The organism is Pseudarthrobacter naphthalenicus, assembly GCF_029076445.1.
GTDB lineage: Bacteria > Actinomycetota > Actinomycetes > Actinomycetales > Micrococcaceae > Arthrobacter > Arthrobacter naphthalenicus.
Genome location: NZ_JARESG010000023.1, coordinates 1 through 22,811 on the forward strand (window position 1 = coordinate 1; position 22,811 = coordinate 22,811).

General features: G+C 62.4%; 24 protein-coding genes. 10 read left to right on the forward strand and 14 right to left on the reverse strand.

The window, feature by feature from the left end:
• Positions 1–251: 251 nt before the first annotated feature.
• From PY310_RS17940 to PY310_RS17975, 8 genes are all read right to left on the reverse strand, one after another.
• On the reverse strand, positions 252–572 hold the full coding sequence (locus tag PY310_RS17940) for a hypothetical protein (RefSeq protein WP_015062076.1): 321 nt from the start codon (positions 570–572) through the stop codon (positions 252–254).
• A complete protein-coding gene (locus tag PY310_RS17945) occupies positions 572–1,204 on the reverse strand; it encodes an AAA family ATPase (RefSeq protein ID WP_015062035.1) in 633 nt (210 codons plus the stop codon). The genes PY310_RS17940 and PY310_RS17945 overlap by 1 nt, the downstream gene beginning before the upstream one ends.
• A 631-nt stretch (positions 1,205–1,835) precedes the next feature.
• Positions 1,836–3,449, reverse strand: a complete 1,614-nt coding sequence (locus tag PY310_RS17950) for a hypothetical protein (RefSeq protein WP_275215828.1) — start codon at positions 3,447–3,449, stop codon at positions 1,836–1,838.
• Between the two features lie 390 nt (positions 3,450–3,839).
• On the reverse strand, positions 3,840–4,085 hold the full coding sequence (locus PY310_RS17955) for a hypothetical protein (RefSeq protein ID WP_264963381.1): 246 nt from the start codon (positions 4,083–4,085) through the stop codon (positions 3,840–3,842).
• Between the two features lie 72 nt (positions 4,086–4,157).
• On the reverse strand, positions 4,158–5,621 hold the full coding sequence (locus PY310_RS17960; protein WP_275215830.1) for a MinD/ParA family ATP-binding protein: 1,464 nt from the start codon (positions 5,619–5,621) through the stop codon (positions 4,158–4,160).
• Positions 5,622–5,627: 6 nt separating this feature from the next.
• Positions 5,628–6,143 carry a hypothetical protein gene (locus PY310_RS17965; RefSeq protein ID WP_275215831.1) on the reverse strand — a complete coding sequence of 172 codons (516 nt, stop codon included), beginning with the start codon at positions 6,141–6,143 and terminating at the stop codon, positions 5,628–5,630.
• A complete protein-coding gene (locus tag PY310_RS17970) occupies positions 6,140–7,222 on the reverse strand; it encodes a CHAP domain-containing protein (protein ID WP_275215832.1) in 1,083 nt (360 codons plus the stop codon). The genes PY310_RS17965 and PY310_RS17970 overlap by 4 nt, the downstream gene beginning before the upstream one ends.
• A 36-nt stretch (positions 7,223–7,258) precedes the next feature.
• Positions 7,259–7,531: a helix-turn-helix domain-containing protein gene (locus tag PY310_RS17975; protein ID WP_275215833.1), complete on the reverse strand. Its 273-nt coding sequence runs from the start codon at positions 7,529–7,531 to the stop codon at positions 7,259–7,261.
• A 167-nt stretch (positions 7,532–7,698) separates the two neighbouring features.
• Between PY310_RS17975 and PY310_RS17980 the strand changes: the two genes are divergently transcribed.
• From PY310_RS17980 to PY310_RS18015, 8 genes are read left to right on the forward strand one after another with little or no spacing between them, the layout of a single operon-like run.
• A complete protein-coding gene (locus PY310_RS17980) occupies positions 7,699–8,292 on the forward strand; it encodes a DUF6668 family protein (protein ID WP_275215834.1) in 594 nt (197 codons plus the stop codon).
• 15 nt (positions 8,293–8,307) lie between these two features.
• Positions 8,308–8,595 (forward strand): hypothetical protein, encoded by a 288-nt coding sequence (locus PY310_RS17985; protein WP_264963376.1) that lies wholly within the window; start codon positions 8,308–8,310, stop codon positions 8,593–8,595.
• 11 nt (positions 8,596–8,606) lie between these two features.
• Entirely contained in the window at positions 8,607–9,332 is a 726-nt protein-coding gene (locus tag PY310_RS17990; RefSeq protein WP_264963375.1) for a DUF8175 domain-containg protein, read from the forward strand.
• Between the two features lie 2 nt (positions 9,333–9,334).
• Positions 9,335–10,651 (forward strand): TrbL/VirB6 family protein, encoded by a 1,317-nt coding sequence (locus PY310_RS17995; RefSeq protein ID WP_472925635.1) that lies wholly within the window; start codon positions 9,335–9,337, stop codon positions 10,649–10,651.
• 1 nt (position 10,652) lies between these two features.
• Entirely contained in the window at positions 10,653–12,164 is a 1,512-nt protein-coding gene (locus PY310_RS18000; protein WP_275215837.1) for an SCO6880 family protein, read from the forward strand.
• Positions 12,164–13,783: an ATP/GTP-binding protein gene (locus PY310_RS18005; RefSeq protein WP_275215838.1), complete on the forward strand. Its 1,620-nt coding sequence runs from the start codon at positions 12,164–12,166 to the stop codon at positions 13,781–13,783. The genes PY310_RS18000 and PY310_RS18005 overlap by 1 nt, the downstream gene beginning before the upstream one ends.
• Positions 13,783–15,552, forward strand: a complete 1,770-nt coding sequence (locus tag PY310_RS18010; protein WP_275215839.1) for a type IV secretory system conjugative DNA transfer family protein — start codon at positions 13,783–13,785, stop codon at positions 15,550–15,552. Before PY310_RS18005 ends, PY310_RS18010 begins: the two co-directional genes overlap by 1 nt.
• Positions 15,545–15,967, forward strand: coding sequence for a DUF4913 domain-containing protein (locus PY310_RS18015; RefSeq protein WP_275215841.1), 423 nt, complete (start codon positions 15,545–15,547; stop codon positions 15,965–15,967). The genes PY310_RS18010 and PY310_RS18015 overlap by 8 nt, the downstream gene beginning before the upstream one ends.
• Before the next feature lie 228 nt (positions 15,968–16,195).
• Here PY310_RS18015 and PY310_RS18020 read toward each other — a convergent pair whose 3' ends face one another.
• Entirely contained in the window at positions 16,196–16,477 is a 282-nt protein-coding gene (locus tag PY310_RS18020) for a DUF3892 domain-containing protein (RefSeq protein ID WP_275215842.1), read from the reverse strand.
• 585 nt (positions 16,478–17,062) lie between these two features.
• On the opposite strand from PY310_RS18020, the gene PY310_RS18025 reads away from it, so the two are divergent.
• On the forward strand, positions 17,063–17,362 hold the full coding sequence (locus tag PY310_RS18025) for a type II toxin-antitoxin system RelE/ParE family toxin (RefSeq protein ID WP_275215843.1): 300 nt from the start codon (positions 17,063–17,065) through the stop codon (positions 17,360–17,362).
• A 13-nt stretch (positions 17,363–17,375) separates the two neighbouring features.
• Complete coding sequence (locus PY310_RS18030; RefSeq protein ID WP_214865491.1) at positions 17,376–18,464, forward strand: HigA family addiction module antitoxin; 1,089 nt, start codon at positions 17,376–17,378, stop codon at positions 18,462–18,464.
• Positions 18,465–19,071: 607 nt separating this feature from the next.
• On the opposite strand, the gene PY310_RS18035 is transcribed toward PY310_RS18030, so the two are convergent.
• From PY310_RS18035 to PY310_RS21685, 5 genes are read right to left on the reverse strand one after another with little or no spacing between them, the layout of a single operon-like run.
• Positions 19,072–19,770: a substrate-binding domain-containing protein gene (locus tag PY310_RS18035; RefSeq protein WP_275215844.1), complete on the reverse strand. Its 699-nt coding sequence runs from the start codon at positions 19,768–19,770 to the stop codon at positions 19,072–19,074.
• On the reverse strand, positions 19,767–20,711 hold the full coding sequence (locus tag PY310_RS18040) for an aldo/keto reductase (protein WP_275215845.1): 945 nt from the start codon (positions 20,709–20,711) through the stop codon (positions 19,767–19,769). Before PY310_RS18040 ends, PY310_RS18035 begins: the two co-directional genes overlap by 4 nt.
• A 25-nt stretch (positions 20,712–20,736) precedes the next feature.
• Positions 20,737–21,690 carry a Gfo/Idh/MocA family oxidoreductase gene (locus tag PY310_RS18045; RefSeq protein WP_275215847.1) on the reverse strand — a complete coding sequence of 318 codons (954 nt, stop codon included), beginning with the start codon at positions 21,688–21,690 and terminating at the stop codon, positions 20,737–20,739.
• Positions 21,691–21,715: 25 nt separating this feature from the next.
• A complete protein-coding gene (locus tag PY310_RS18050) occupies positions 21,716–22,141 on the reverse strand; it encodes a DODA-type extradiol aromatic ring-opening family dioxygenase (RefSeq protein WP_275215848.1) in 426 nt (141 codons plus the stop codon).
• Entirely contained in the window at positions 22,138–22,803 is a 666-nt protein-coding gene (locus PY310_RS21685) for an NUDIX hydrolase (protein WP_419095520.1), read from the reverse strand. The genes PY310_RS18050 and PY310_RS21685 overlap by 4 nt, the downstream gene beginning before the upstream one ends.
• Positions 22,804–22,811: the final 8 nt, after the last annotated feature.

A 22,811-nucleotide genomic window follows, 5' to 3' on the forward strand; every position in this document is an offset into this window, starting at 1 on the left:
CGCATCGCCGCTCCCGTCAGCTGCCTCGTGGACGGACAAGACGCTAACCCATCCACAACGAAGCAACCAGAGCCCCAAACCCCCGTGGGCTACATGACAGACAGCAGCTGAAGGGCTAAAGATATCGGTCGTTTTTGACGCGCCTTCTGGATGCGCTCCAATACGCGCTTGATACCGCAGGCCAACTATCCTGTGACTGCTATGAAGTTGCTATCAACTTGATAGCAACTTCATAGATCCAGGTGGCTTACTTACTCGTAACTGTCGCGGACCTGCTCGAGACCGATCCTAAGAGCGCGCAATGCCATCGGATGCTTCTTTCGGCCTTCGAGCTTCGCCACGTCCGCAAGTAAGTCCATGAGTTCACGGTCCTCGTCAAAACGAAGCAACATCGTTCTGGCAGTCCCCTTGTCCCTCGAATCACTAAGTGTGGGCGTGACACTGGGCCTGGCTGGAATTCCGCGCTCAGCGCTGACAGCCGGCGAGGTCAGTAGTGGTTCAGCGGCATTGCCAAACGCCTCGATAGCCTCGTCCCTAGCTTTCTCGGACGCGGACCGCTTCTTGATTGCCACTACCCCATCAACTCCTCTACCAGCCCACGGATTTCCCTCGCCGCCTTAGGGTTCTTCCACTCAACAACTCCGAGCCCCTCCCCCACCACGTCTCGATAAGCCTTGCGCTCATACAGAACGGTTCGCAGTGGTTCGATACTCGGATAGTCGGAAAGATAATCCCTGGCGTCGCCACTTTCAGATTCGAACGCGTTGGTTGATACCCGTGTAAGAGCCCCTCTGACTCGAAGGGAGGGATTGAAGTCACGGGCAGTTTCAATCAACCTATCGACAGTCGCGAGTGTATCGAGATCAAATTGACTCGATTGCGTCAGGATCAACAACTGATGGGCCGCAGTCATGGCTGTGCGCATCTCCTTGCTGTCCTTCCCTGCCACATCGACAAGGACAACGTCATAGCTCGTATCCAGTTCACGCAGCGTCTCGTGCAGGCTCCCAAGTTTCTCCACTACAAAGATGCGAGGTTCATGCCCGGCCTCTTCGCGGTCTACTGCCCAACGAGCAGTGGACCGCTGCCGGTCGCCGTCCACGACCGCTATGCGCATCCCCCGCTTCGCCAGCTCAACAGCAAGGTTGGTTACAACCGTGGACTTGCCGACGCCGCCCTTTTCGCTACCCACAACAATGATCATGCCTCCAACCTAATGCCGAGGTTGATAGCAAAAGGCTAGCGACACGCTACCTGTTTGATAGCACTATGAAAGCAGTAGCAAATGGGCCGGATCGAGAGAAGATCCTCGGATAGGGTGATAGCAGTTTCAATTGCTATCACATCACTATCCGATTGATAGCGATGGGCGCTGAGGGACCAGGCCGCCAGCAAGCCCAAGTACTCACCTCCCTGACTGGAGTCATGCGCGTCATATGGAATACTGCTCGCTACTAAATTGCTATTGAATCACTATTGATTTGATAGTGATTGTGAAACTGAGGGGCAGCTGATGACTGCCAAAGGAGCAAGTTTGCTAGCGAAACACTACTTATTCGATAGCACTATGAAAGTAGTATCAGTACGTGGGCGGCGTACCAATGCACAGCCCAAATTATCGGAGCAGTTTCAAAGTGCTATCGAACTACTACACGACCGTGGCTGAGGATCAACCTCAAACTGCTGGACGCGAGCATAAGCTCCACGCAATCGTCACCCACGCTCAGCAGGGATGTGGGACCAACTCGAAACGCTGTGCTAGCGAAACGCTACTAAGGCACTACCGATTCACTAGCATTTTGGTAGCTGCCAGCGAAATCAACTGCACCAGAGACCTATGCGGGCTGATCTATTCGCCACACTGCCGCATCATCCGGGGGTAGCCAATACTCATCCCTTTCAGAATCAAACAAATCGACCTCATCGATCGCAAGCTGGAGTGTCTTGAACCTATCGAGGTAGGCATGCCAGATCGCGCGTTCGTGACGATTCCGCCGGATGTGGTCAAGGTAGTCGTCGAGCACTCCGAGCCTGGCGGCGAGCATGCGGAGGTTCACTGAAGTGGTTTTCCACGTTCTACCGTGGCGCTGGATCATGCCGAGTGTCTCCATCTCAGCCAATGCGGCCGAGCAGGCGTTGCGGCTGACACCACTGTTGCGGGCCACTTCCGCGGTGGTGGGGGAGTGGCGCCCACGTTCAATTGCCTCATAGGCAAGGGCAGCCACGTCTCCCAGGGCCCGAAACACGGGGCGGACGGCATGAATTTTTCCTTTCCGCCACGTTAGTTCCCGTGCAAGTTGTTGGTAGTGCTCAGGGAGTTGAATGAGGTAAACATCGGCCGCCTTCTGACGTGCGTCGGCGATCTTAGTGAGGATCCCATCAGAAGCTTGAACCAAGACGGGCAGCAGCCTGGCGATGGTGACGTGGTGTTTCCCCATCGCGACAGCAAGAGTGCGGCAACCGACATCCAGGATGTCTGTTTCTCTAGCCCGCATGTATCCCAACAATCCGCGGATCAGTAGACGGAGGCTGAGGCCTTCTCGACCGCGTTTTTGGAGTCTGTGGTCAAGGACTGCGTACAGAACATTTTCCAAGTCGTTCACGAGTTGGTGTACGGCAGCACTGCTGGGTTTGCTTGCCCCCCCGGTGGTTAAAGTGGCGCTTGTGTTGTTAATAAGTGCACTCCTTTCCCCGAGATTACGGGGGAGCGGTTTTCGGGCGCTCGAAGCTGCACCGGTGAAGGCCTGGGCTTTGGCCCACTCGTACGGAAGGAGCCTTGCCTGGCGTTCTGCAGATCCGTAGAGGGCAGCTAGGCCCGGGAACTGGCCGACGAGTTCGTTTTCTACGTGCTGCAGGGACCAGCCACAGGCACTGAAGTGGTTCAGCACGGCCATTCGGGCCTCGGACGGGCCCTTGTACTTAGCCGTGTCGTACAAACCGGTTCGTGCGACCCGTCGCAGCGGGGTCTCACTACTGGATCTCAGTGAGAGCGCCGGCAGCCCGCCGGTCCGTTGAGCGGCTACGGTCTTCGCTTCGCGGGCCTTGAGTGCGCGTTTGCGGGCCAGTTCCGGCGCCAACGCCGTACGCAGCTGCACTAAGCCCCGTGCTGGGTTGCGGCGGCGCAGGATGTCGTACGCCTGGGACAGGGGAGTGATGAGGGTTTGGTGGCCACCGGACTTGTGGATCGTTCCTGGGACACGGATGCACCCGTCTGTGATGTTCTGGTGGGGGCTCGGGTCAAGACTGGTGGCCATAAGGGCTAGCGCTTCGACCAGCTCCCGGGCCTCGGCTGCGTCCATCCGGTCGTGCAGCGGCACGTACAGGTGTCGTCCACCGCTGGGGGAGAAATCCTCCACGAACCTCATGCCGCACGCCGACAACAATTGGCCCACCCGGACCGCGTCCGAGTCCACCACGCCCTTCAGCGCCTTCGAGGTATCAAAGTCCAAGCACAGCGTGGAGACTCGGCCATCCGTGCCGTGCACCATTACAGCAGCAGGATGTCCCGGCAAAGACGGAGTGATCTTCGGCGCATTTTTCGGCCGAGGATATTGAAACCTCTGCCCAATCCACCGCCCCAACCGGTACGAAGGCGCGCCAGCAATCAGCGGAGCAAGACCCCATGCATCTTCCGGCTTGGGACGTGGAGCGACACTCACAAGGGCATGCGTTGACGTCAATACCGGTTCCGGTACCATAAGGACAGTAGTTCCTTTCGAGGTAACACAAATGGCACCCACAGCGTGGGTGTTGTAACAGCTCGGATCCGGATCTTGGCGGATGAGGGATCTGAGCGAAGGATTAGGAAGGTCCCTCCTTTTAGGAGGGGCCTTCTTCCGTTAGGAAGCCTTATCGATAGGCAGGGCTCCTTGTTCCTGGTGGTCGTCTATGTCAGGCCAAATAGGCAACCCGCGAGCATCCAGCCGGATGCTCATCAGGAGGCGTTCGGCTGCCTGTCCTTTGGAGAGCCCCATGTGGGTGGCAAGACGTTCCACCAGAGCTTTAGCATCGGCAGCAACGTCAACTTTGAGGACGACGTTGCCGGCCCCTGTACCCCGTACGCGTCTGTGGATGGCTGTACTCATAAGCCCGAGCCTATAGGTACCGGTACCGTTAACTGCGCGGCCCGTTCGGCGTGTCGTTTCCATTAGACGAGGTCAGAAGCCTTTGGCCACCGCGGCGGCTGCGGCGAGCCACGCGCGTTGGGTGGCGGGTTGGAGGGCGTCGTAGCGGATGGGGCCGTTGACCAGGGCGGGGTCGTAGGGGATTCGGACTACGGCTCGTACATGGGGGGCGAAGCCGTCTGCGATCCGCCGGGCTTCATCCTTGGCGCGCTTGAGCGCATCGCCGCTCATGCTGCGTTTGGCGTCGGTGGACTCGGACACGATGACGACGGCGTTGCGGGCCAGCTCGGCATCGTGTCCGCCGCGGGATTCCAGCGTTTGGAGGGTCAGGCGCGCGGCCTCGGCGCGGTCTTCGATGGCTGTCACGGGGACCACGAGCTGATTGGTGTGGTGGATCATTCGCCGCCAGTTGGCCGCGCGGGCCGTGTTTCCGGAGTCCATGACGATGAGCCGGTAGTAGCGGGTGAGTACCTGGTGGGCGATATCCACCTCCTCTGCGGTCACTTCATGGTCGCCCTCCTCGTTCTCGTCTGAGCGCAGGACGTCGAACTTGTCGGACGTCTGGTGGTGGACGAACTGGGCGATCTCGGCTGCTTGGGCGCTGGGGGAGAGCAGCGCCTTTGATGAGTCGATGAGATCCAGGACGCTGATGTTATGGCCGCCCTTTTCGGTGCGCCAGCCGAGCGTGCCCTGTGATTCGTTGTTATCCCACGCCACGGTCGCCGCGCCGCTGTAGCGGGCCAGGATTGCCGAAAGCATGACGACGGTGGGGGTTTTGTTCGCTCCGCCTTTGCGGTTGACGACAGCGACGGTGCGGGGGCCGGGCCAGTGCTGGCTCACTGTGCGGATGTCTTCGCGTTCGGCCAACTCTTCGGGTGAGGGGTCCATCCGGAAGCCCAGGCGGCTGAGAACGCCGCGCCAGCCGCGCGTGGCCGGCTGGAGCACGGGCGCGCTGATGAGGAATGAGGTGTCTTTGAGGCTGCGCCGGGTGGCAGGCTCCGCAGCGGCTGCTTTGGCGGCCGGTGCGGGCCCCTGGGCGGCCGCGGGCGTGACGGCTGCACCGAAGGTCACCGGCGCAGCGTCGACAGCTTGTGCCGGTACTTCTTCGGCCGGAGAGGCATCGGGGACCGAAGCTGGCGTGGGAGCCGGCGCGGCCTTGGTCGTGGCCTTGGCCGTCTCGGGCGAAGGGGCTGCTGTGTCCGGCAGAGGGTCCTGCTCCCGCCGCGGGGTGGGCTTGATCGGTGCGGCCTCGCTGACGACGCCTTCGGGGGAGACGATGATGAGGCCCTGCCCGTCCGGGTCGGTGGTGCTGACGCGGACGGGTCGGCCGAGCTGAGCCGCGGTTTCGGTGATGATTCGTAATGCATCGCTAAGGACGGCGGCTTCGTCGGCGGCCTCGATAGCGTGGGAGGTTCCGTTGATGGTGACTTCGCCGGTTCCGTTGCTGCGTAGAACGGCGTTGATCTTGGGGAAGTCGAGTGCTTGTGTTTCCATCATCTGTCCTTACTTTGTGCCGTTCGGGGGTGTGAAACGGTTGACCTGCCAGGGTTTGTCGGCTGCGCTGCGGAGCAGCTGCACGTCGTAGTCGCCGGCATCGGTGGGAAAGACGACATGGCAGCCAAAACCGTTGCTCTCTTCGATCCTGAGCTGGCCCGCTCCGGTGATCCTGGTGACCGGGATGTTGGCCGGGTCAACGTATTGGTAATCGGCGGTTGCTTGGGGGGTCAGGAGCTGGCCGAGTTCCTGGATCCAGACCTTGTCGGTGACTGCTGGTCGGGCATAGAGCGTCATGGCCTTGGTCGCGGTGTCCAGCGCGGCTGTTTTGCTTGCCTCGTCCCAGGCGATGCCCAGGGTAGCCGGTGCTGTGCCACCGGGAGCTTGGGGCTTGCCGCCCGCGCTGAGCGTGGCGGAGGTGGCGGCGGAAGCACTGGGCGATGGTTCCGCGGGTGTTGAGCTGGATACCGGCGCGCAGGCCGTGCACACGAGCAGGGCCGCGAGGGCTGTCAGGGCGCGTTTCATGGTTCCTCCAGTGAGTCGCTGCCGGGCAGGTAGAGAAAGGCGCTGGGAGTGCTGTTCTCTACGGTGCGGGTGTAATAGGTGTGGTCATTCGGGGCAGGGTTGCCGTTGTAGCCCTCTTCCACGAAGCTGCCGTCACGATTGACGGCTTTGACGACGGCGACGTGGCCGTAGGTGCCGTCGGCGCCCCCGGTGCCGGGGGAGTACCAAACGACAGCGCCGACACGGGGTGTTCCACCGGTGGGCCAGCCCTTGGCATCCCAGCCGTCTTTCCAGGTAAGGGCAGAGCCGAGCACCGCACCGTCAGGCCGGAAGGTGCCGTTCAGGACCTTGTAGGGGGCGGTGGTGCTGCCCAGTTGCTGGTTGACACGCCAGAGGGCGAAGTCCACGCATTCGCGGTTGTACATGCCCAGCGGGGAGGGCTCGTAGATCTTGGCCGTGCGCCACGGCAGGTCATCGTCCTTGCCGGAATGGCCGGGGATGCCGCAGGAGCTTTCCCCGCCGGCATCGGTGATCTTTACGTCGGCCAGGGCGGCGACGACCTCGACGGCCGCCGCCCAGTAGGACTGGTAGTGGAACGGGTCGGCGTTGCGCTGGACCCGGTGCGCGACCGTGGTGGGTTCGAGCTGTTCCCACCCGCTGACCTTCTGCAGGGCGGTAAAGAACTTTGTGGCTGAAGTCGTAGGGTTCATGCGGTCCGGGTAGGACCCCCACGCACCGTTGTCGCGCTGCTGGAACAATCCCCGGGAGTCAGGGCCCGGGCCGTCGCCGTAGTCCAGGACCCGGAGCCCGGATTCGCCCATGGCCGTCATGACACCGATCGTCTGCCCCCGGGCCGACAGGCCGAGGGCTTTGCCTGCGTTGATGATCAGGGCAGCGTTTTTCAGCTGTTCTCCTTCGTAGCCGGCGACAGCGACCTTGGGCAGCTGGCTTGCATCAACGCTGACGCTGGACCCGGTCGGTGAACAGACGTCGGCCGCGGCCTGGGAGCCCCCGCCGAACAGGATGATGGACAGAACCAAGCCGACGGGTGCAAGGACGGCGCCGGCGACCAGCGCAGGCGCGCTCGTTCGTGTTTGCATGTGTCCCCCTCACATCTGCTCGTCAGCTGCTTCGCCCTAGGGCTGGTCCTCGTCGTTCGCTTCTGGTGTCTGGCCCTTCCTGAGCGTGTTCCGGTTCTCCCAGACCCAGTCCTTGACTTGATCTCTGGCGATCAACCATGTCTTCTCGACTTGGTAAGCAGGAATCACTCCGGTTTGGAGCCAGCGGTAGACGGTGTTTCGGGACAACCCGAAGATCTCTTCGAGGTCCTGAGGCGTGAGACGCTCCGGGTACTTGGCGAAGAGTGCTTCCAGGTACTTGGGGTCCACGCTCAGTCCGTCCCACCGCATAGAGCCATCGTAGACCACAAATTGGTACTGTGATGTACTAGACGTGACTGAAAGGTACTAAAGCTGTTGTTTGCGGTCACCTTTGGCCTTTCGTGTCGGATGGTACCGATACGATCTTTGCGGACATTAGTAGGGGATGTGAAATGCCGGTCTCAAAGAATCGCTGGGTGACGCTCGGCGCAGGAACTATCGACGAACCCGTTCTTGCCTTCCCGGAAGAGCCGCCTTTCATCCCAACGGGGGCGACGAGGCCGCAACTGAGCGTTCCGCAACCGGACCACGCGGACCGGCTTCCCCGAAGGAACGCTGCGGGGAAGGAACCGGATTTTTGGTGGCTTGGCGTCCACGGCGGCGCGGGCGAAACGTCCCTTGCACGCCTGGACAAGAGCACCAAAGCCGCCGAGCATCACTGGCCCTTGACGGCAGCCGGATCCGTGATCGTCCTCGTTGCACGGTCCAATATCCCAGGCCTTCGCGCAGCACGGCTGGCGGCAACGGAATGGGCTTCGGGCTCACTTCCCGGGATCCACGTCGCCGGCCTCATGGTCATGGCTGACGCTCCCGGACGGCTCCCCAAAGAGATCCGCGACTTCGCCCGCGTCGTCGGTGGGGGAGTGCCCCACCTGTGGCATTTCCCGTGGGTCGACGGATGGCGTTACGGCCATGACGTCGCCACCGAGGAACTTCCCAAAGAAGCCCGCACCGTCCTCGAGCAGATACGCCTCGCCGTCGCTGCCACTGCCGGTCTCCCGGCCAAGTAGAAAGAAGAAAACCCAATGTTGTTCTCCAAGGCCCTCGAATGGTCAAGCTTTGCCATCACCGAGATACCGAACCCGGGCACCGGCGAGGCCCCTCCCGGCGCTGAAGGGTTGCTGACGATCCTCAAGTGGGTCGCCTGGATCGTCTTCGGCCTGGCCGTGGCCGGCATCCTGATCACAGCCGGAACGATGATGATCAACAACCGACGCGGCGAGGGCGGCGAGCACGCCGGCCGGCTGGCATGGGTCCTCGGCGGCTGCATCCTCGCAGCCTCCGCTGGCGGCGTCGTTGGCGCCCTGGTCTAAGGAGCTTTGCCATGACTGAACCGACAGTGAACGAAGACCAGAATCCGCTGACCAAACCTAAGTTCATCATCTCGGCCGTTGTCGTGGCGATCATTGTCGCGCTCGGGATCATCCTCGCCCTGGTTCCCAGAGGTGGGGAAACGGCGTCCCCTGAACCGAGCACCATCAACACAAGCACCAGCAGCGGCCAACCGACCGCGGCGTCGGCGTCCAGCGTGTGCGGCCTGCCATCCGGTGACCAGGCCAAGCCGGCCGCCGCACCCGCCGATACCAAATGGGAATTGGTCGGCAAGATCGCCGCACCAACATCGCCGACGCAATTCGGCCCCGGCAAGACCGAAACCAATGGACTCCGCTCCTGCTTTGCACACTCACCCACCGGGGCGCTCTACGCCGGGGCAAACATGATTGTTCTCGGGAGTTCTGGACGTCCCGACCTGTTGGCCCAGCATCTCGTGGTCGAGGGACCGGAACGAGACAAGATGCTGTCGGAGCCACCGACCAGCGCCCCGACGACGGCACCGTTTCAGATCGCGGGCTACAAGGTCGTGGACTACACCGGCGACCGCGCCGTCATTGAATACGGCCTCACAGCAGCAAACGGCAGCGTCGGGTCAGTGCCCGTGGCAATGCAGTGGCAAGGCGGCGATTGGAAATGGGTTCTGCCCGCCACTGGCATGGCAGAAGCACGACAGCTCTCTGATTTGAACAGCTTCATTAGTTGGGCGGGGGTCTAACTTTGTTTCCGGCCAACGAGAACGGGCAGCCCTGCAAACCGTGGGAAGTTGGATGCGTCGTTTCAGACTGGGCGAATGATCGTGCCAATGACGCGGTCAAGAACATGGCTCAGGCAGTCGCAGACGCTGTGGGAAACGTCGTCAAGACGCTTGGGACGTTTTGGGTGAATGTGGGAACTCCCGCTCTAACCGCAGCCCCGGGTGGGTCGACTGCGAGTGATCCGGTGTTGTTTCTGCAGAACAGTCTCTATTTCTGGACGGCTTCCTTGGCTGTGCTGTCCGTCCTCGTGGGTGCCGCCAAGATGACGATTGAGCGCAGGGGTGCACCGTTGCGGGATCTGGTGCGTTCGCTGGCGACCCTGATCGTCGTCTCCGGCGCTGGTGTCGCAGCAGTGGGACTGCTGACGGTTGCCGCTGATCAGTTCTCGGCTTGGATCATCACTAACTCCACGAACGGCACCTCGTTCAACGAGAACATCACAGCCTTGTTGGCGCTTTCGGCCACCAGCCCGCTCGGGTCGATCATGATCATTCTCCTAGGGCTGGTCGCGATTCTGGCCTCCGTCATGCAGATCGTGCTCATGATCATCCGCGGTGGCCTGCTCGTCATCCTGACGGGGATCTTCCCTACGGCTGCAGCTTTCACCAACACCGAAGCTGGCAAGGGGTGGTTCCAGAAGTGCACGGCATGGCTGATCGCCTTCATTCTCTACAAGCCCGCGGCCGCCATTATTTACGCGACCGCCTTCCAGCTCAGCGGCAGCAAGATCTTCGGGAACGTTGGTGACGGCAAGGACTTCGGCTCCGCGCTCCTGGCAACGGTCACCGGGCTGGCTCTGATGATCATTGCCCTGTTCGCCATGCCGGCCCTCATGCGGTTCGTCACCCCGATGGTTGGTGCTGTCGCTGGCGGCGGTGGAGCTCTGGCTGCGGGAGCGGTCGGCGCACTGGCGTCCGGCGCGATCAGCATGGGCAGCGCCGGGCGAGGCGGCGGATCATCCACCAGCTCGACGACAACCAACAGCACCTCGAGCCAAGGCCCTGGATCGCAGGGCCCCTCCGGCACTGGCAGCCAGGGAACGGCAGGAACGTCCGGCACGGCAGGCAAGACCGGCATCCAGCGTGGGGCCACTGGCGCGGGAACATCTCCCGGTGCCGGTAGTACTGCCTCAGGCAGCGGAGCGACCGCCAGCGGTGGCGCTGCGGCCGGAGGCGCCGCCGGTGTCGCCGTACTGGCAGCACAGAAGGGCGCTGAAGCAGGCCAGGCCGCTTCCGGGGCCATCAAAGACATGAGCGAAGAATCCACGGGGGGTGCCTGAGATGGCTGCAATCGAGAACACATACAGGGAACCGACCTACGGCAACTGGCGGCGTCCGCGCAAAGCGGGCATTGGCACCCTGGGTGGGCTGGCAACAGCCGGTTTGTTTGTTGGCCTCATCATCACGGTGATTTGTCTCTTTGTCGGCGGCTGGTTCGCCGGGCTCGTTGCCCTGTTCATTCTTGGGGTGGCTTTGGCCGTCGTCTCTGTGACCGACAAGCACAACAAGTCCGTGGGGGAGCGGGCCTTCGCCCGGTTGGCGTTCCGCTCGGCGCGGCGCAGGAAGGCCAATATCTATCGCTCCGGTCCGCTGGGACTGACGCCCTGGGGCGAGTTCCAGCTGCCTGGGATCTCCGCCGGTTCCAAGCTTTACGAGTTCACCGATTCCTATGGCCGCCCCTTTGCACTGATCCACCTTCCCTCCACCGCCCACTACACCGTTGTCTTTGGCACCCAGCCCGACGGGGCGTCTCTGGTTGATCCCGAACAGATTGATGCTTGGGTGGCGAACTGGGGCGGATGGCTGGCCTCGTTGTCGAACGAGCCAGCCGTCGTCGCCGCATCGGTCACGGTCGAAACCGCGCCCGATTCCGGGGCGCGGCTGCGGCGGGAAGTTGAATCGAACATCCATGATGACGCCCCTGACATTGCCAAGGCCATGCTCCGGGAGGCCCTGGCGACTTACCCGCAGGGTTCGGCCACGATCCGTGCTTGGGTCGCGCTGACGTTCAGTGCCGCTGCCCGGGCCGGCGGCAAGCGGCGCACCGCCGAAGAGATCGCTCGGGATCTCGCTTCGCGGCTTCCCAGCCTGACCGAGCGGCTGGAATCCACCGGCGCCGGGGCGTGTGCACCGTTGAATGCCCAGGAACTGTGTGAGGTCGTGCGGGTCGCGTACGACCCTGCAGCGGCACGGCTCATTGACGAAGCCCACTACCAGGGCACACCTGTGGACCTGGACTGGGGCGACGTTGGACCGTCCGCCCACCAAGCGGGCTGGGACGGCTACCGCCACGATTCCGGGCACTCGGTGTCCTGGACCATGACGGGCGCACCCCGCGGACACATCCTGGCCTCGGCTCTGGCCCGCTTGGTCGCACCGCACGGGGAGATTGCCCGCAAGCGGGTCACCTTGCTGTACCGGCCGATCGAAGCAGGCCGCGCAGCCGCCATCGTGGAGTCAGACCAAACCAGCGCCCTGACCCGGGCCTCCTCCACCAACCGGCCCACAGCCCGCGCCCTGGTCGACGCCCGCGCGGCGCAGGCCACCGCAGCGGAGGAAGCCAAGGGTGCCGGGCTGGTCAACTTCGGCATGGTCGTCACGGCTACGGTGCTGTCCTCCCGTGACCTTGAGGACGCCGTGGCCGTCGTGGAAGGCAACCTCGGTCCGTCGGCGCGCCTGTTGTTACGGCGCGCTTACGGCTCACAGGATTCTGCCTTCGCCGCGTCCCTGCCACTGGGACTGGTCCTGCCCAAGCACCTGAAGGTTCCCGAAGAGATCCGCGAGGCCATGTGATGTTCGCCAACTTGACCAAACACCAGCGCACACAGGCCCCAACCACGAAGCTCGCCACAGCGGTCACCCGCCGCCCGGGCCTTCGGGGCTGGCGCGGCCGCGGACAGGGCGAAGCCGTCTACGTCACTGCAGCCGACGAATGGCGCGGAACCTCCGTCCAGGTCTGCGGTCTCTGGCCGTTCGTGGGCGGGTCCGGAACCCCGATCCTGGGAGTCCCCATCGGCGTTCACACCGACACCGGAGCACCCTTCAGCGCCGATCCCATCAGCTGGTTCATGCACGGCATGATCAACAACCCCTCCATGTTCGTCCTTGGCCTGCCGCACTACGGCAAATCCACCCTGGTCCGGCACATCGTCCTAGGCCTGGCAGGCCGGAGCATCAACCCGTTGATCCTCGGTGACCTGAAGCCGGACTACGTTGACCTGATCGAAGCTCTCGGCGGGCAGGTCATCAGTCTGGGCCCCGGGCGCGGCCACCTGAACGTCCTGGACCCCGGTGAAGCCACCGGCGCCGCCGTCAGGCTGCTCGCCTCGGCCGCGGAACACCGGGCCAACGCGAACCGGACCCTGAACGATCCAGATGGCGACCAGGCCGCGGCCGCGCCGCTGCTCGCTGCAGCAGTGAAGGCAGAGAAGCTGGCCGAACAGCTGATGGCCGACTCGCACAACCGGCGCCTGAACATGATCACGGCGCTGATCACCATCGTGCGCAACGCCAAACCCAGCGCCCACGAGGAATCCCTGATTGACCGGGCCCTGCACATCCTGGACGAGCGCCTGGACCGTGTTCCCCTGATCGGGGACCTGATCGAGGTCATCAAAGACGCCCCCGACGAGCTGCGCGCCATCGCCCTCGACCGCGGCGACATGAGCCGCTACCTCGACGCTACCGACCAGCTGCGCCAATCGCTGTACTCCCTCGACGGCTCAGGCCGGTTCTCGGACATGTTCTCCCAGCCCACCGACCAGCCGATGGACCTGACCAAACCCGTGGTTTTCGACCTCTCAGGAATCTCCGACACGCAGCGCGACATCCAAGCGGCCTGCCTGCTGGCGTGCTGGTCAACCGGGTTCGCCACCGTCCAGGTCGCCCACACCCTGGCAGACGCCGGCCTGGAACCGCGGCGGAACTACTTTGTCGTCATGGACGAACTCTGGCGGGCCCTGCGCTCCGGTGAAGGCATGGTCGACCGGGTTGACTCGCTGACCCGTCTGAACCGGACCGAAGGCGTCGGGCAGGCCATGATCACGCACACCATGAGCGACCTCGAAGCCCTGCCCACCGAATCCGAACGGATGAAAGCGCGCGGATTCGTCGAACGCTCCGGCATGGTCGTCTGCGGCGCGCTGCCCGGAGCCGAAATGGAAAAACTCAACAAAGCCGTCACCCTCTCCCGTGCCGAACAAGCCCGCCTCATCTCATGGGCAGACCCCGGCTCATGGACCGACGTCGGCGGATCCCGCAAACGCGTCCGCCCGGGCCTGGGCAAATTCCTCTTCAAAGTCGGCGGCCGCCCCGGAATCCCCGTGGCCTTGAAGCTAACCAGCGTCGAAAAATCGCTCCACGATACAAACAAGCGCTGGACGAAACTTCGGAGCGCGGAAGGGGAGAACTGATGGGTGCACCAAGCAGCGGCAAACGCTCCCGGATGGATACCGAGACCATCCTGCTCTGGGTCTTCATCACCACCGTGGTGCTCGGTGTCGGCTCGGTGGCCGGTGCCGTGCACCTCGGGTCGCTCCTGTCTAATGACGGCCAGAAACTGCCGGCAAACCCGTTTGAACTGGCCTTCGGCCTGCTCTCGCAGAAGGTCACGTGGCCCGCGGCCGCGACCTGGGTACTGATCGGCTTCGGCGTCCTCATCATCGTTGTGGCCGTTCTGGTGGTCCGTGCGGTGCTGCGGAAACGGTCCAAGCGTTCTCGTGTGGACGCCGCGGCCCAGCACATGGCCAAGGGCCGGGACCTGCGGGCCCTGAGCCTGCGCGGGGCTACGGCCACCGCCGAACGTCTGGGAGTGAAGGGCTCACCGGGCGTCCCGGTCGGCAAGACGGTTCTGGGCGGGCAGATGGTCTACGGATCCTGGGAAGACATGCACATCGACATCTGGGGACCCCGGACGGGCAAGACCACGTCAAGGGCGATCCCGGCGATCCTTGCCACCCCGGGCGCCGCTTTGGTGACCTCGAACAAGCGGGACATCGTCGACGGAACCCGCGATGTCCGTGCCGCCGAGGGCCCGGTCTGGGTCTTCGACCCGCAGTCCGTCGCCCTCGAGGAACCCACTTGGTGGTGGAACCCCCTGTCCTATGTCACGGACGAAGTGAAGGCTGCACGCCTGGCAGACCACTTCGCGGCCGGTTCCCGCGGCCCGGATGCCAAGACGGACGCCTACTTTGATCCCGCGGGCCAGGATCTCCTTGCCGGGCTCCTGCTCGCCGCGGCCCTCGACGGCCTGCCGATCACGCAGGTCCACACCTGGCTGACCCGTCCCTCCGACGACGAAGCAGTGGACATCCTCAAAGCCCACGGGTTCCTGCAGACTTCCAACGCCGTCGGCGGTGTCATCAACGCTCCCGAGAAGCAACGCGGCGGCGTGTACGGCACGGCGCTGCAAATGGCCTCCTGCCTCACCAACCGGCAAGTCGCCCGATGGGTGACACCCCAGGGCGACGACGACCAGCGGCCCCAGTTCGATCCAGCAGAGTTCGTCCGGTCCAAGGGGACCCTGTACAGCCTGTCCAAGGAAGGCAAAGGCACCGCCGGCCCGCTGGTGACGGCACTGACCGTGGCCACGGTCGAGGCCGCCGAAGAACTCGCCGTCCACTCGCCCGGCGGCAGGCTGGCCACACCCATGGTCGGCGTTCTGGACGAAGCAGCAAACGTCTGCCGGTGGCGCGAGCTGCCGAACCTCTACAGCCACTACGGTTCACGCGGCATCGTCCTGATGACCATCCTCCAGTCCTGGTCCCAGGGTGTTGAAGTGTGGGGCCGGGACGGGATGCGCAAGCTCTGGAGCGCCTCCAACATCAAGGTCTACGGCGGCGGTGTCGCCGAAGCCGAATTCCTGAACGAGCTCGCGCAGCTCGTGGGGGAGTACCGGTACTCCAACATGACCAGAAGCCGCTCCAAACAAGGCACCTCCTACAGCCACGACGACGACCGTAAAGAACGCACCCTGGATGTGGCGGACTTGGCCGCGTTCCCGCGCGGCCGGGCCATAATGTTCGCCTCCGGCGCCCCGGCGGCATTGCTGGAGACGGTGCCCTGGATGAGCGGATCGCAGGCTGACGCGGTGCGTGCCTCCATCAACGCACATGACCCAGCGAACAAGCCGGCGGCCGCGGCCGGGAACCGGTGGATCTCCGCGGGTGCCACTCATGAGTGAGGGCCTGGGGGAGTGGGACGACGAACTGGAGGACACCGCAGCCCCCACGGAAGCAGCCGAGGAGGACGCGGACGCCCCGGCATTGTTCTACCCGAATGTGGCCGAGTTCGTCAGCAACAAGCTGGCCACCAGCTACCGCCGGCAACTCAATGTCCAGGGCGGCGTGACCTGGTGCCCGCAGTGGTGGAAGCACGCCGAAGCGATCAGCCGCCTCGAAGCGCTCTGGCGAGCATGGGAATTCCTGCGCCGGGACGGCACCACAGGCATGAGCGTGTGGTGGAGGGATCACGCAGACCACCACATGTCCGTCCTGCTCTCCACTGATGGGCCCTTCAAGGGCTGCACCCCGGACGACGGCCACCGGGCCAAACTTGCCCCTCTACCCTGCGAGGAAGCACCCCCAGGGCTGTTTTAGACCGTGTACTGTCAGCCAACGCCAAGGTGACCACGCGCTGTCCATAGCTGGGGTCAATCCGGGTTTATCCACGGCTGGAAATCGGGAGCCATCGGGAAAGCTCCCTCAGCAGCAGTAGCGGTGGATAACCCATCAGGATTGTCCCCGGCTGTGGGCAGCGAGCTCAGTGTCACTCCAACGCCAAGACCCCCAGGGAGTTTCCCCAGGGGTGTTGGCTGCCAATGAACCTTAGAATCTGGGCAACGACAGAAGGTTGTTAGTCCATTGCTGATCAGCATAGGTCCGAAGATACGGAGCTGCAGATTGGGGCCGAACTACGCCGACCTCCACTCTTGAGGAGCCAGATCCTACGTACGCCCGGCCCTTCTTTACATCGATAAATTCGACCATTGCAGGCTTCGTGCTGGTTCCGCTGCCGTTATCCGCGTCATTGACCCACTTGTAGCTCGTGATGTGTTGATGATCCTCTGGGAATCCTTCAACGCGCACGTGGGTAATTCTTACCGCCATGGATTACTCCTAGTTATTTGACTGCCTCTACGTGTTCCCGCGTTACCCTGATCTCCTTGCTGAGGGAGATCAGACCTGCTGCGTTATGGTCCCGCCGGGGTTACGCCGAACTGTCGCATCAGTGACGAACCGTCCCGTTGATGCCGAACGATTAACACTTCGGCTATTTCCGGTCCCGGCACCAACCCGTTCAGTGGTTGTCGTCCGGGGAGATCTGGCGGCAGTCGCTTTGGTTACAAAACGTCCGGTTCGCGCGCTGCGGCTAACTGATCGTGCCATGGTGTCCTCCTCAGAACACTCATCCGAGGGGGAGGGCGCCCATTCGGGGGCGCCTGTGGCTCCGTTAGAATCGCTAGTACCACTAACCATGGAACTTGCGGTCCTGACCTCGAGTTGCTGGGCGGGCCCGCTGGAACGGGTCCGCCCTTTTTTGTATCGGAGCTGCCGACGCTTCCACTGTAATCGTCTCGGCCTTTCGGTGCAAGGGTGAAGACAGGTTGCGAGTTCTGCGGTATAGTTTTCATACGAGGTTGAGCATTTCCTGTAGCGTGTTGTTCACATCAGGGGTGAAGGACGGCTTACAGAATGCAGGTGGACTACGAGGATGAGGATCTCCGGAAACTCGCCTACGAGCCAGACCATCGCACATCACGTTGGGCTCCAAACGTCACCCGGGCATACCGACGACGAATCCAGCAGCTGCACGCGGCGGTCACAGATCAGGATTTGAGAGCGCTGAAGTCCCTCCACCTTGAGAAGCTAAAAGGTAACCGTGTTGGGACGTGGTCGATCCGGATCGATACCCAATACAGGCTTATTCTGCGGTTCCAAACTCAGGATGGCGGGCGCATAGCCATCGTCATTGAAGCCGTTGACTACCACTGAAGGACTGATTTCCATGGCCCCCGAGCTCGCTGAAGCTTTCCCTCCCGGGGATTTTCTAACCGAGGAGCTTGAAGCACGTCATTGGTCCCAGAGCGACTTTGCACAGATCCTTGGGCGCCCGGCGCAGTTCGTTTCGGAGATAATCGCCGGGAAGAAGGAAATAACTCGTGAATCTGCAGCTCAGATCGGCGCAGCTCTTGGTACTGGTCCGGAGTACTGGCTGAACCTGCAGAATTCATATCTCCTCTGGAGCCAGTCCCGGAATGAGGCAACCCGCAAGGACTTAGACGAGGTCAAGCTGCGGGCCAGGATGAACGAATTGGCTCCAGTATCGCTACTTCTCAAAAGAGGAATCCTGACTGGCCAGTCACTGACAGAGCAAAAAGACGAGCTGATCAAGCTGTTCCAAATCGAACACATTGAAGACACACCGCGGTTTCTGGCCGCAGCCCGACGCTCCAATCAGGATGAAGAACCAACACCAACCCAAAAAGCATGGCTCGCGTGCGCCCGCAAGCGTGCGCAGGATCTTCAGGTTAGTAGCTACGACCCAGTGGGCCTCACGGAACTAGCGGAGCGCCTCTCGCGCTTGGTAGCAAATCCGGAAAACTTTTCGAAGCTCCCTGCTGAATTTGCTGCTGTAGGAGTGCGTCTTGTCTATGTCGAAGCGTTCCCTGGAAGCAAGCTGAACGGCGCGTCCTTCCTTTTGGACGAAAACGCTGAGAAGCCAGTAATTGCATTGTCGGGAAGAGGTAAGCGACTAGATGTAGTTCTATTCACGCTTCTCCACGAAGTGGCGCATGTCCTCCTGGGACATGTGACGCCCGAGCGTCTCGTGATTGACGAAGACTCTTCGACTGAGCCGGCCGAGCTAGCTGCCGACGAAAAGGCAGGTGAATGGCAGATACCGGGGGGCCTCCCAGTCCCGCCGACGGCCGTTCGTAGGGGGTGGATTGAGTCGACTGCACAGCGAATAGGAGTGCATTCAGTGGTTGTACTTGGGAGACTGCAACGCGATAAGGCTCTCGATTACCGGACTGCATTGGCAAAAGGGGCGCCAACCGTTAGCTCTCACTTAGAGCGCTGGAGTCACTCCTGCTGACTCCCAGGTGACATCAAAAGCACCTCTGAAACTGACCACTTCAACAAGTTTCTATTTGTGGCTGTTGTCAGATTTGGATCTAAGACTGCGGAGGGGACCCATGCGGGAACTCACTTCAGGACCCTAACCTGACGCTCTTTTCCTTGCTGCCTGACGTCAGGTTGGGGTGTTCTCTTACTGGACGTGAACTCGGCACACTAACCAGGTTTCGGGTTTCAAGTTTCCATCTGCTTACGGGGCCGATCGACGCAACTTTGATCTGACCGGTCCTACCCCATTGTTCAGAAGCTCGAATAGTTCGAATCGGATATGCACTGATCCTAGGGAAGACAGGTCCTCTGAGCACAGCGCATGCGGGCGCCCGGCAACCAGTCGACCGTGAAGTGCTGGGCCTGGACGTACAGCCTGCCCGGGCCGTCTCGGAACTTACGGGCTCATACGGTGGGCCGAACGAGCTCAGGCGTTTGACCCAGCTCACCGTGGACCGCGGTGCGAAGTGGAGAGCAGGACCGCGCTTCGCCCGTTCCTTCTCCACGGTCGTCGGCGCGCCTCGCATCTGTATAAATGTCTGCAGGACCTGTATCAGTCAAGATGTCACGGCAGGGCCTCAGGGCGCGCGAAAACTGTGCAACGACTTGATGGATGCCGCGAGGTCGGAGCGGAAGAAAGCCAACATCTCCGCGGCACGAGCCGCGTTGTTGGAGGTTGTCGCGACAGCACCCGCGAAGACCGTGCTGATCGCGCAGTCGGCCGGGAGGAGGCCGAGGATGCACACGCCGGGCTGCCCGACCAGTTCGCTGAGCTGCTGCAGGCCGAGATCGACCTCACCATCGGCGAGCAGGCGCGCCACGGGCACGCCTGGACGGGCCTGCACAAGCCGGTCGCTGACTTCATCGGTCATACCCCAGTGGTCGATCATTCGCAACAGCTCAGTGCCGCTCGGTCCGGTGGAATATCCGATGCGGAATGCCGCGCGCAGGGCGCTGCGAAGCTCGTCGGCATTCGCAAAGGCCGTCCCTGTGGAGCATGCGGCTGCATCGGCGTTGCGTGCGGCCACGCCTACGGCGACATCCGACAGTACGATCGGGGCGATGGATGCTTGGTCGACGTGACGCTCGGCAGCGAGGCGTTGGAGAGCGTCCTCGGCGAGGAACACAAGGTCGAACGACTCGCCGGCGATCACCCGCTGGGCGGCGTCCACTCCGCCTACGGATTCGAGCTGCAGAAGCGGTAGGCCCGCCGCGACGGCAGCTTCAGCGAGGTCGGCGAGAACGTGGCGGATGGCCATCGACGAGATCGCCCTCATGCGGCATCCTCGAAAGTCTCGGCGTCTACTTCGGCAGCAGATGCTGGCGCATATCGCGCGCCAGAGATGGTGGCCGTGCCAATCAGCTCGCCGGCCCGCGTCAACAGCGCGCCGTCGACAGAGATGTCGACCGCCGCCATGTTCTCACGCAGGTGCGCGACGCTCGTTGTTCCCGGGATCGGCACGACGTGATCGCCGCGGGAGATCAACCAGGCCAGCGCGAGCTGTGCTGGGGTGCAACCGGCCTCCGCAGCCAGCTCTCGCCAAGAGGCCAGCAACGTCACATTTGCACCCCAGTGCTCAGTCTGGAAGCGCGGCATACTGCGGCGGATGTCGTTCGGGGACAGCTCAGCTGGGTCCTTGATCGCATCGGCGAGGAAACCCCTTGCGACCGGCGAAAACGCAACCAGAGTCACGCCGTCCTCGCGAGTGGCGTCGAGCATGCCAAGCTCGGCATTGCGACTCCACAGCGAGTACTCGTTCTGCACGGCTGCGATAGGGGTGATTGCCTGCGCCTCGCGCAGTCGCCCGACCGACACCTCGGACAGGCCGATTGCGCCGATCTTGCCCGCGGCGACCATCTCGGCCAGCGCGCCGACGCTATCGCCGATCGGCACCTTCTTGTCCCACCGGTGAAGGTAGTACAGGTCGATGTAGTCGACGCCAAGGCGGCTCAGCGAAGCATCGACCTGTACGCGCAGCGTATCGGGGCGTCCATCGATGACTTTCACGCCGTCGACGGACGCCATCCCGCACTTGCTCGCCAGGAAGACCTCGTCACGGCGCCCCGCGATCGCAGCACCTACAAGCTCTTCGTTGCGCCCGCCGCCGTACAGTGTTGCCGTGTCGAGCATCCCGATGCCTTCATCGAGAGCTGCGCGCAGCATCGTCAGCCCCTCGTCACGCGACGGGGGGACGCCGTACGCGTGGCTCAGCGACATACAGCCCAGGCCGGTGGGGGTAGCCTCACGACAGCTGCTTCTCAAGCGAGCCGAGCACTCGGTAGCAGTCGATCACGTGGCGAAGCGAGGAGTTCGGCTCGCGTCCCTCGCGGATAGCCGAAATGAATTCACGATCCTGCAGCTCAATACCGTTCATGCTGACGGCGACATGCGACACGTCTATCGACTCCTCACGGCCGTTGTAGAGATCGTCGTAACGCGCGATGTAGGTCTCGGTATCGCCGATGTAGCGGAAGAACGTGCCGAACGGCCCGTTGTTGTTGAACGACAGCGACAGTGTACAGATCGCGCCCGACTCGCTCTTGAGCTGGATCGACATGTCCATCGCGATGCCGAGTTCAGGGTGGATCGGGCCCTGGATCGCGTTCGCCTGCACGATCTTGCCTGCCTGGTAGGCGAACAAGTCGACGGTGTGCGCGGCATGATGCCATAGCAGGTGATCGGTCCAGGACCGGGCCTCGCCCTTCGCGTTCGTGTTGGTGCGGCGGAAGAAGTACGTCTGCACGTCCATTTGCTGCACGTGGAAATCCCCTGACGCGATCCGGTTATGTACCAGCTGGTGCGAGGGGTTGAAGCGGCGGGTGTGGCCTACCATTGCGACGCGATTGGATGATTCAGCCGCCTGGAGCGCTGCCTCGGCGGCCACGATCGAGTCGGCCAACGGAATCTCGACCTGCACGTGCTTGCCGGCGGCGAGCACCGCCTGGGTCTGAGACGCGTGGAGCCCCGTGGGCGTCGCAAGGATCACCGCGTCGACGTCGTCGCGCTCGAGCACGGCGTCCAGGCCGACAACGGCGTTCTCGACGCCGTACTTCTCGGCAACTGCCTGGGTCGGTTCGAGCCGCGTGCCGCTGACGACGGTCACCTCGGCATCGGGGATGTTCATCAGGCCGTCCAGATGTTTCATGCCGAAGGCGCCTGCGGCGCCGACGACGGCCACACGGATCTTCTCAGTCATGGGGGCTCCTTTGTCGCGGATGCGGTCAGTCGGTCGGGTTCGTGAGAACAAGGTGGCCGACGGCGGTGTTCGACGCGGGCACGTGGTAAAAGCGGTGATTCACCTCGGGGCTCTCGCCTCCGAACTGATCATCCATCGCACCGCGCGCGATGAGCCAGTCGACCAGCTCGATGCCCTCGGAGCCGGCCTCGTCGACGTACTCCATGTGCTGCCATTCTGTCAGGCCCACGGGGTCTGCGATGAGGTGGTCCAGGAATGCGTTGTCCCACTCCTCGTTAATGAGGCCAGCGCGCGGGCCCTGCAGCTGGTGGCTCATGCCGCCGGTTCCCCAAATTTGAACTTTGAGCGGCTCACCGTCCCACTTGTCCAGCGCACGGCGGAGCGCACGCCCGAGTTCGTAACAGCGACGTCCGGACGGGCACGCACGGCGTGTGAAGCTAATCAGAGTCACGTTATGGGCCATTTTCCTGCCAGGGCCTGAGGCAATACAGGTTCAAGTATTCGGAGAGTGAGGCCCCAAATTGTATGACCGTGAGCCCTTCTAACGGGGACTTTCTTGGGAGTGTCCCAGCCTTGGAAGTAGAGTTCTTCTTCTCCTGCTGCAGCATCGGACGCCAGCACATTCACCGATACATCTACCACCTCCTCCACTTCCGCTATTTGCGGCATCCAGAAAAAACCCGATGTGATTCCCTTGAACTGGACTACGAAAGGCGGAACTCGATAACAGGTTGTGCGAGTGTCAATCTGGTTGAGTTGAGCGAGAAAAACAATCTGTTCGGAATGCAGTCCAAGCTCTTCTGTAGATTCTCGAAGTGCAGTGGCCCAGGGCCCTTGATCGTTTGGTTCCCGGTTACCTCCGGGCAAAGATATTTGTTGTCCATGTTGTCCATGTTGTCCATGTTTTGATCGTTTGATCAGTACTAGGCGGAGTTCCGCTCTTTCGTCCCTGTAGAAAGGTATGGCGACTGAGGCCTGCCGCGGTTCCTGCATTCGCCCCTCCAAGAGCCAGATTGGAATCAGATGGTGTTTAGCATCCTCCGTATGCATCATGCTCTGGTTGCAACATGCAGGCAACGACCGCCAGAGGCAATACCCGCTATGTCTGCGCATCAACGCGG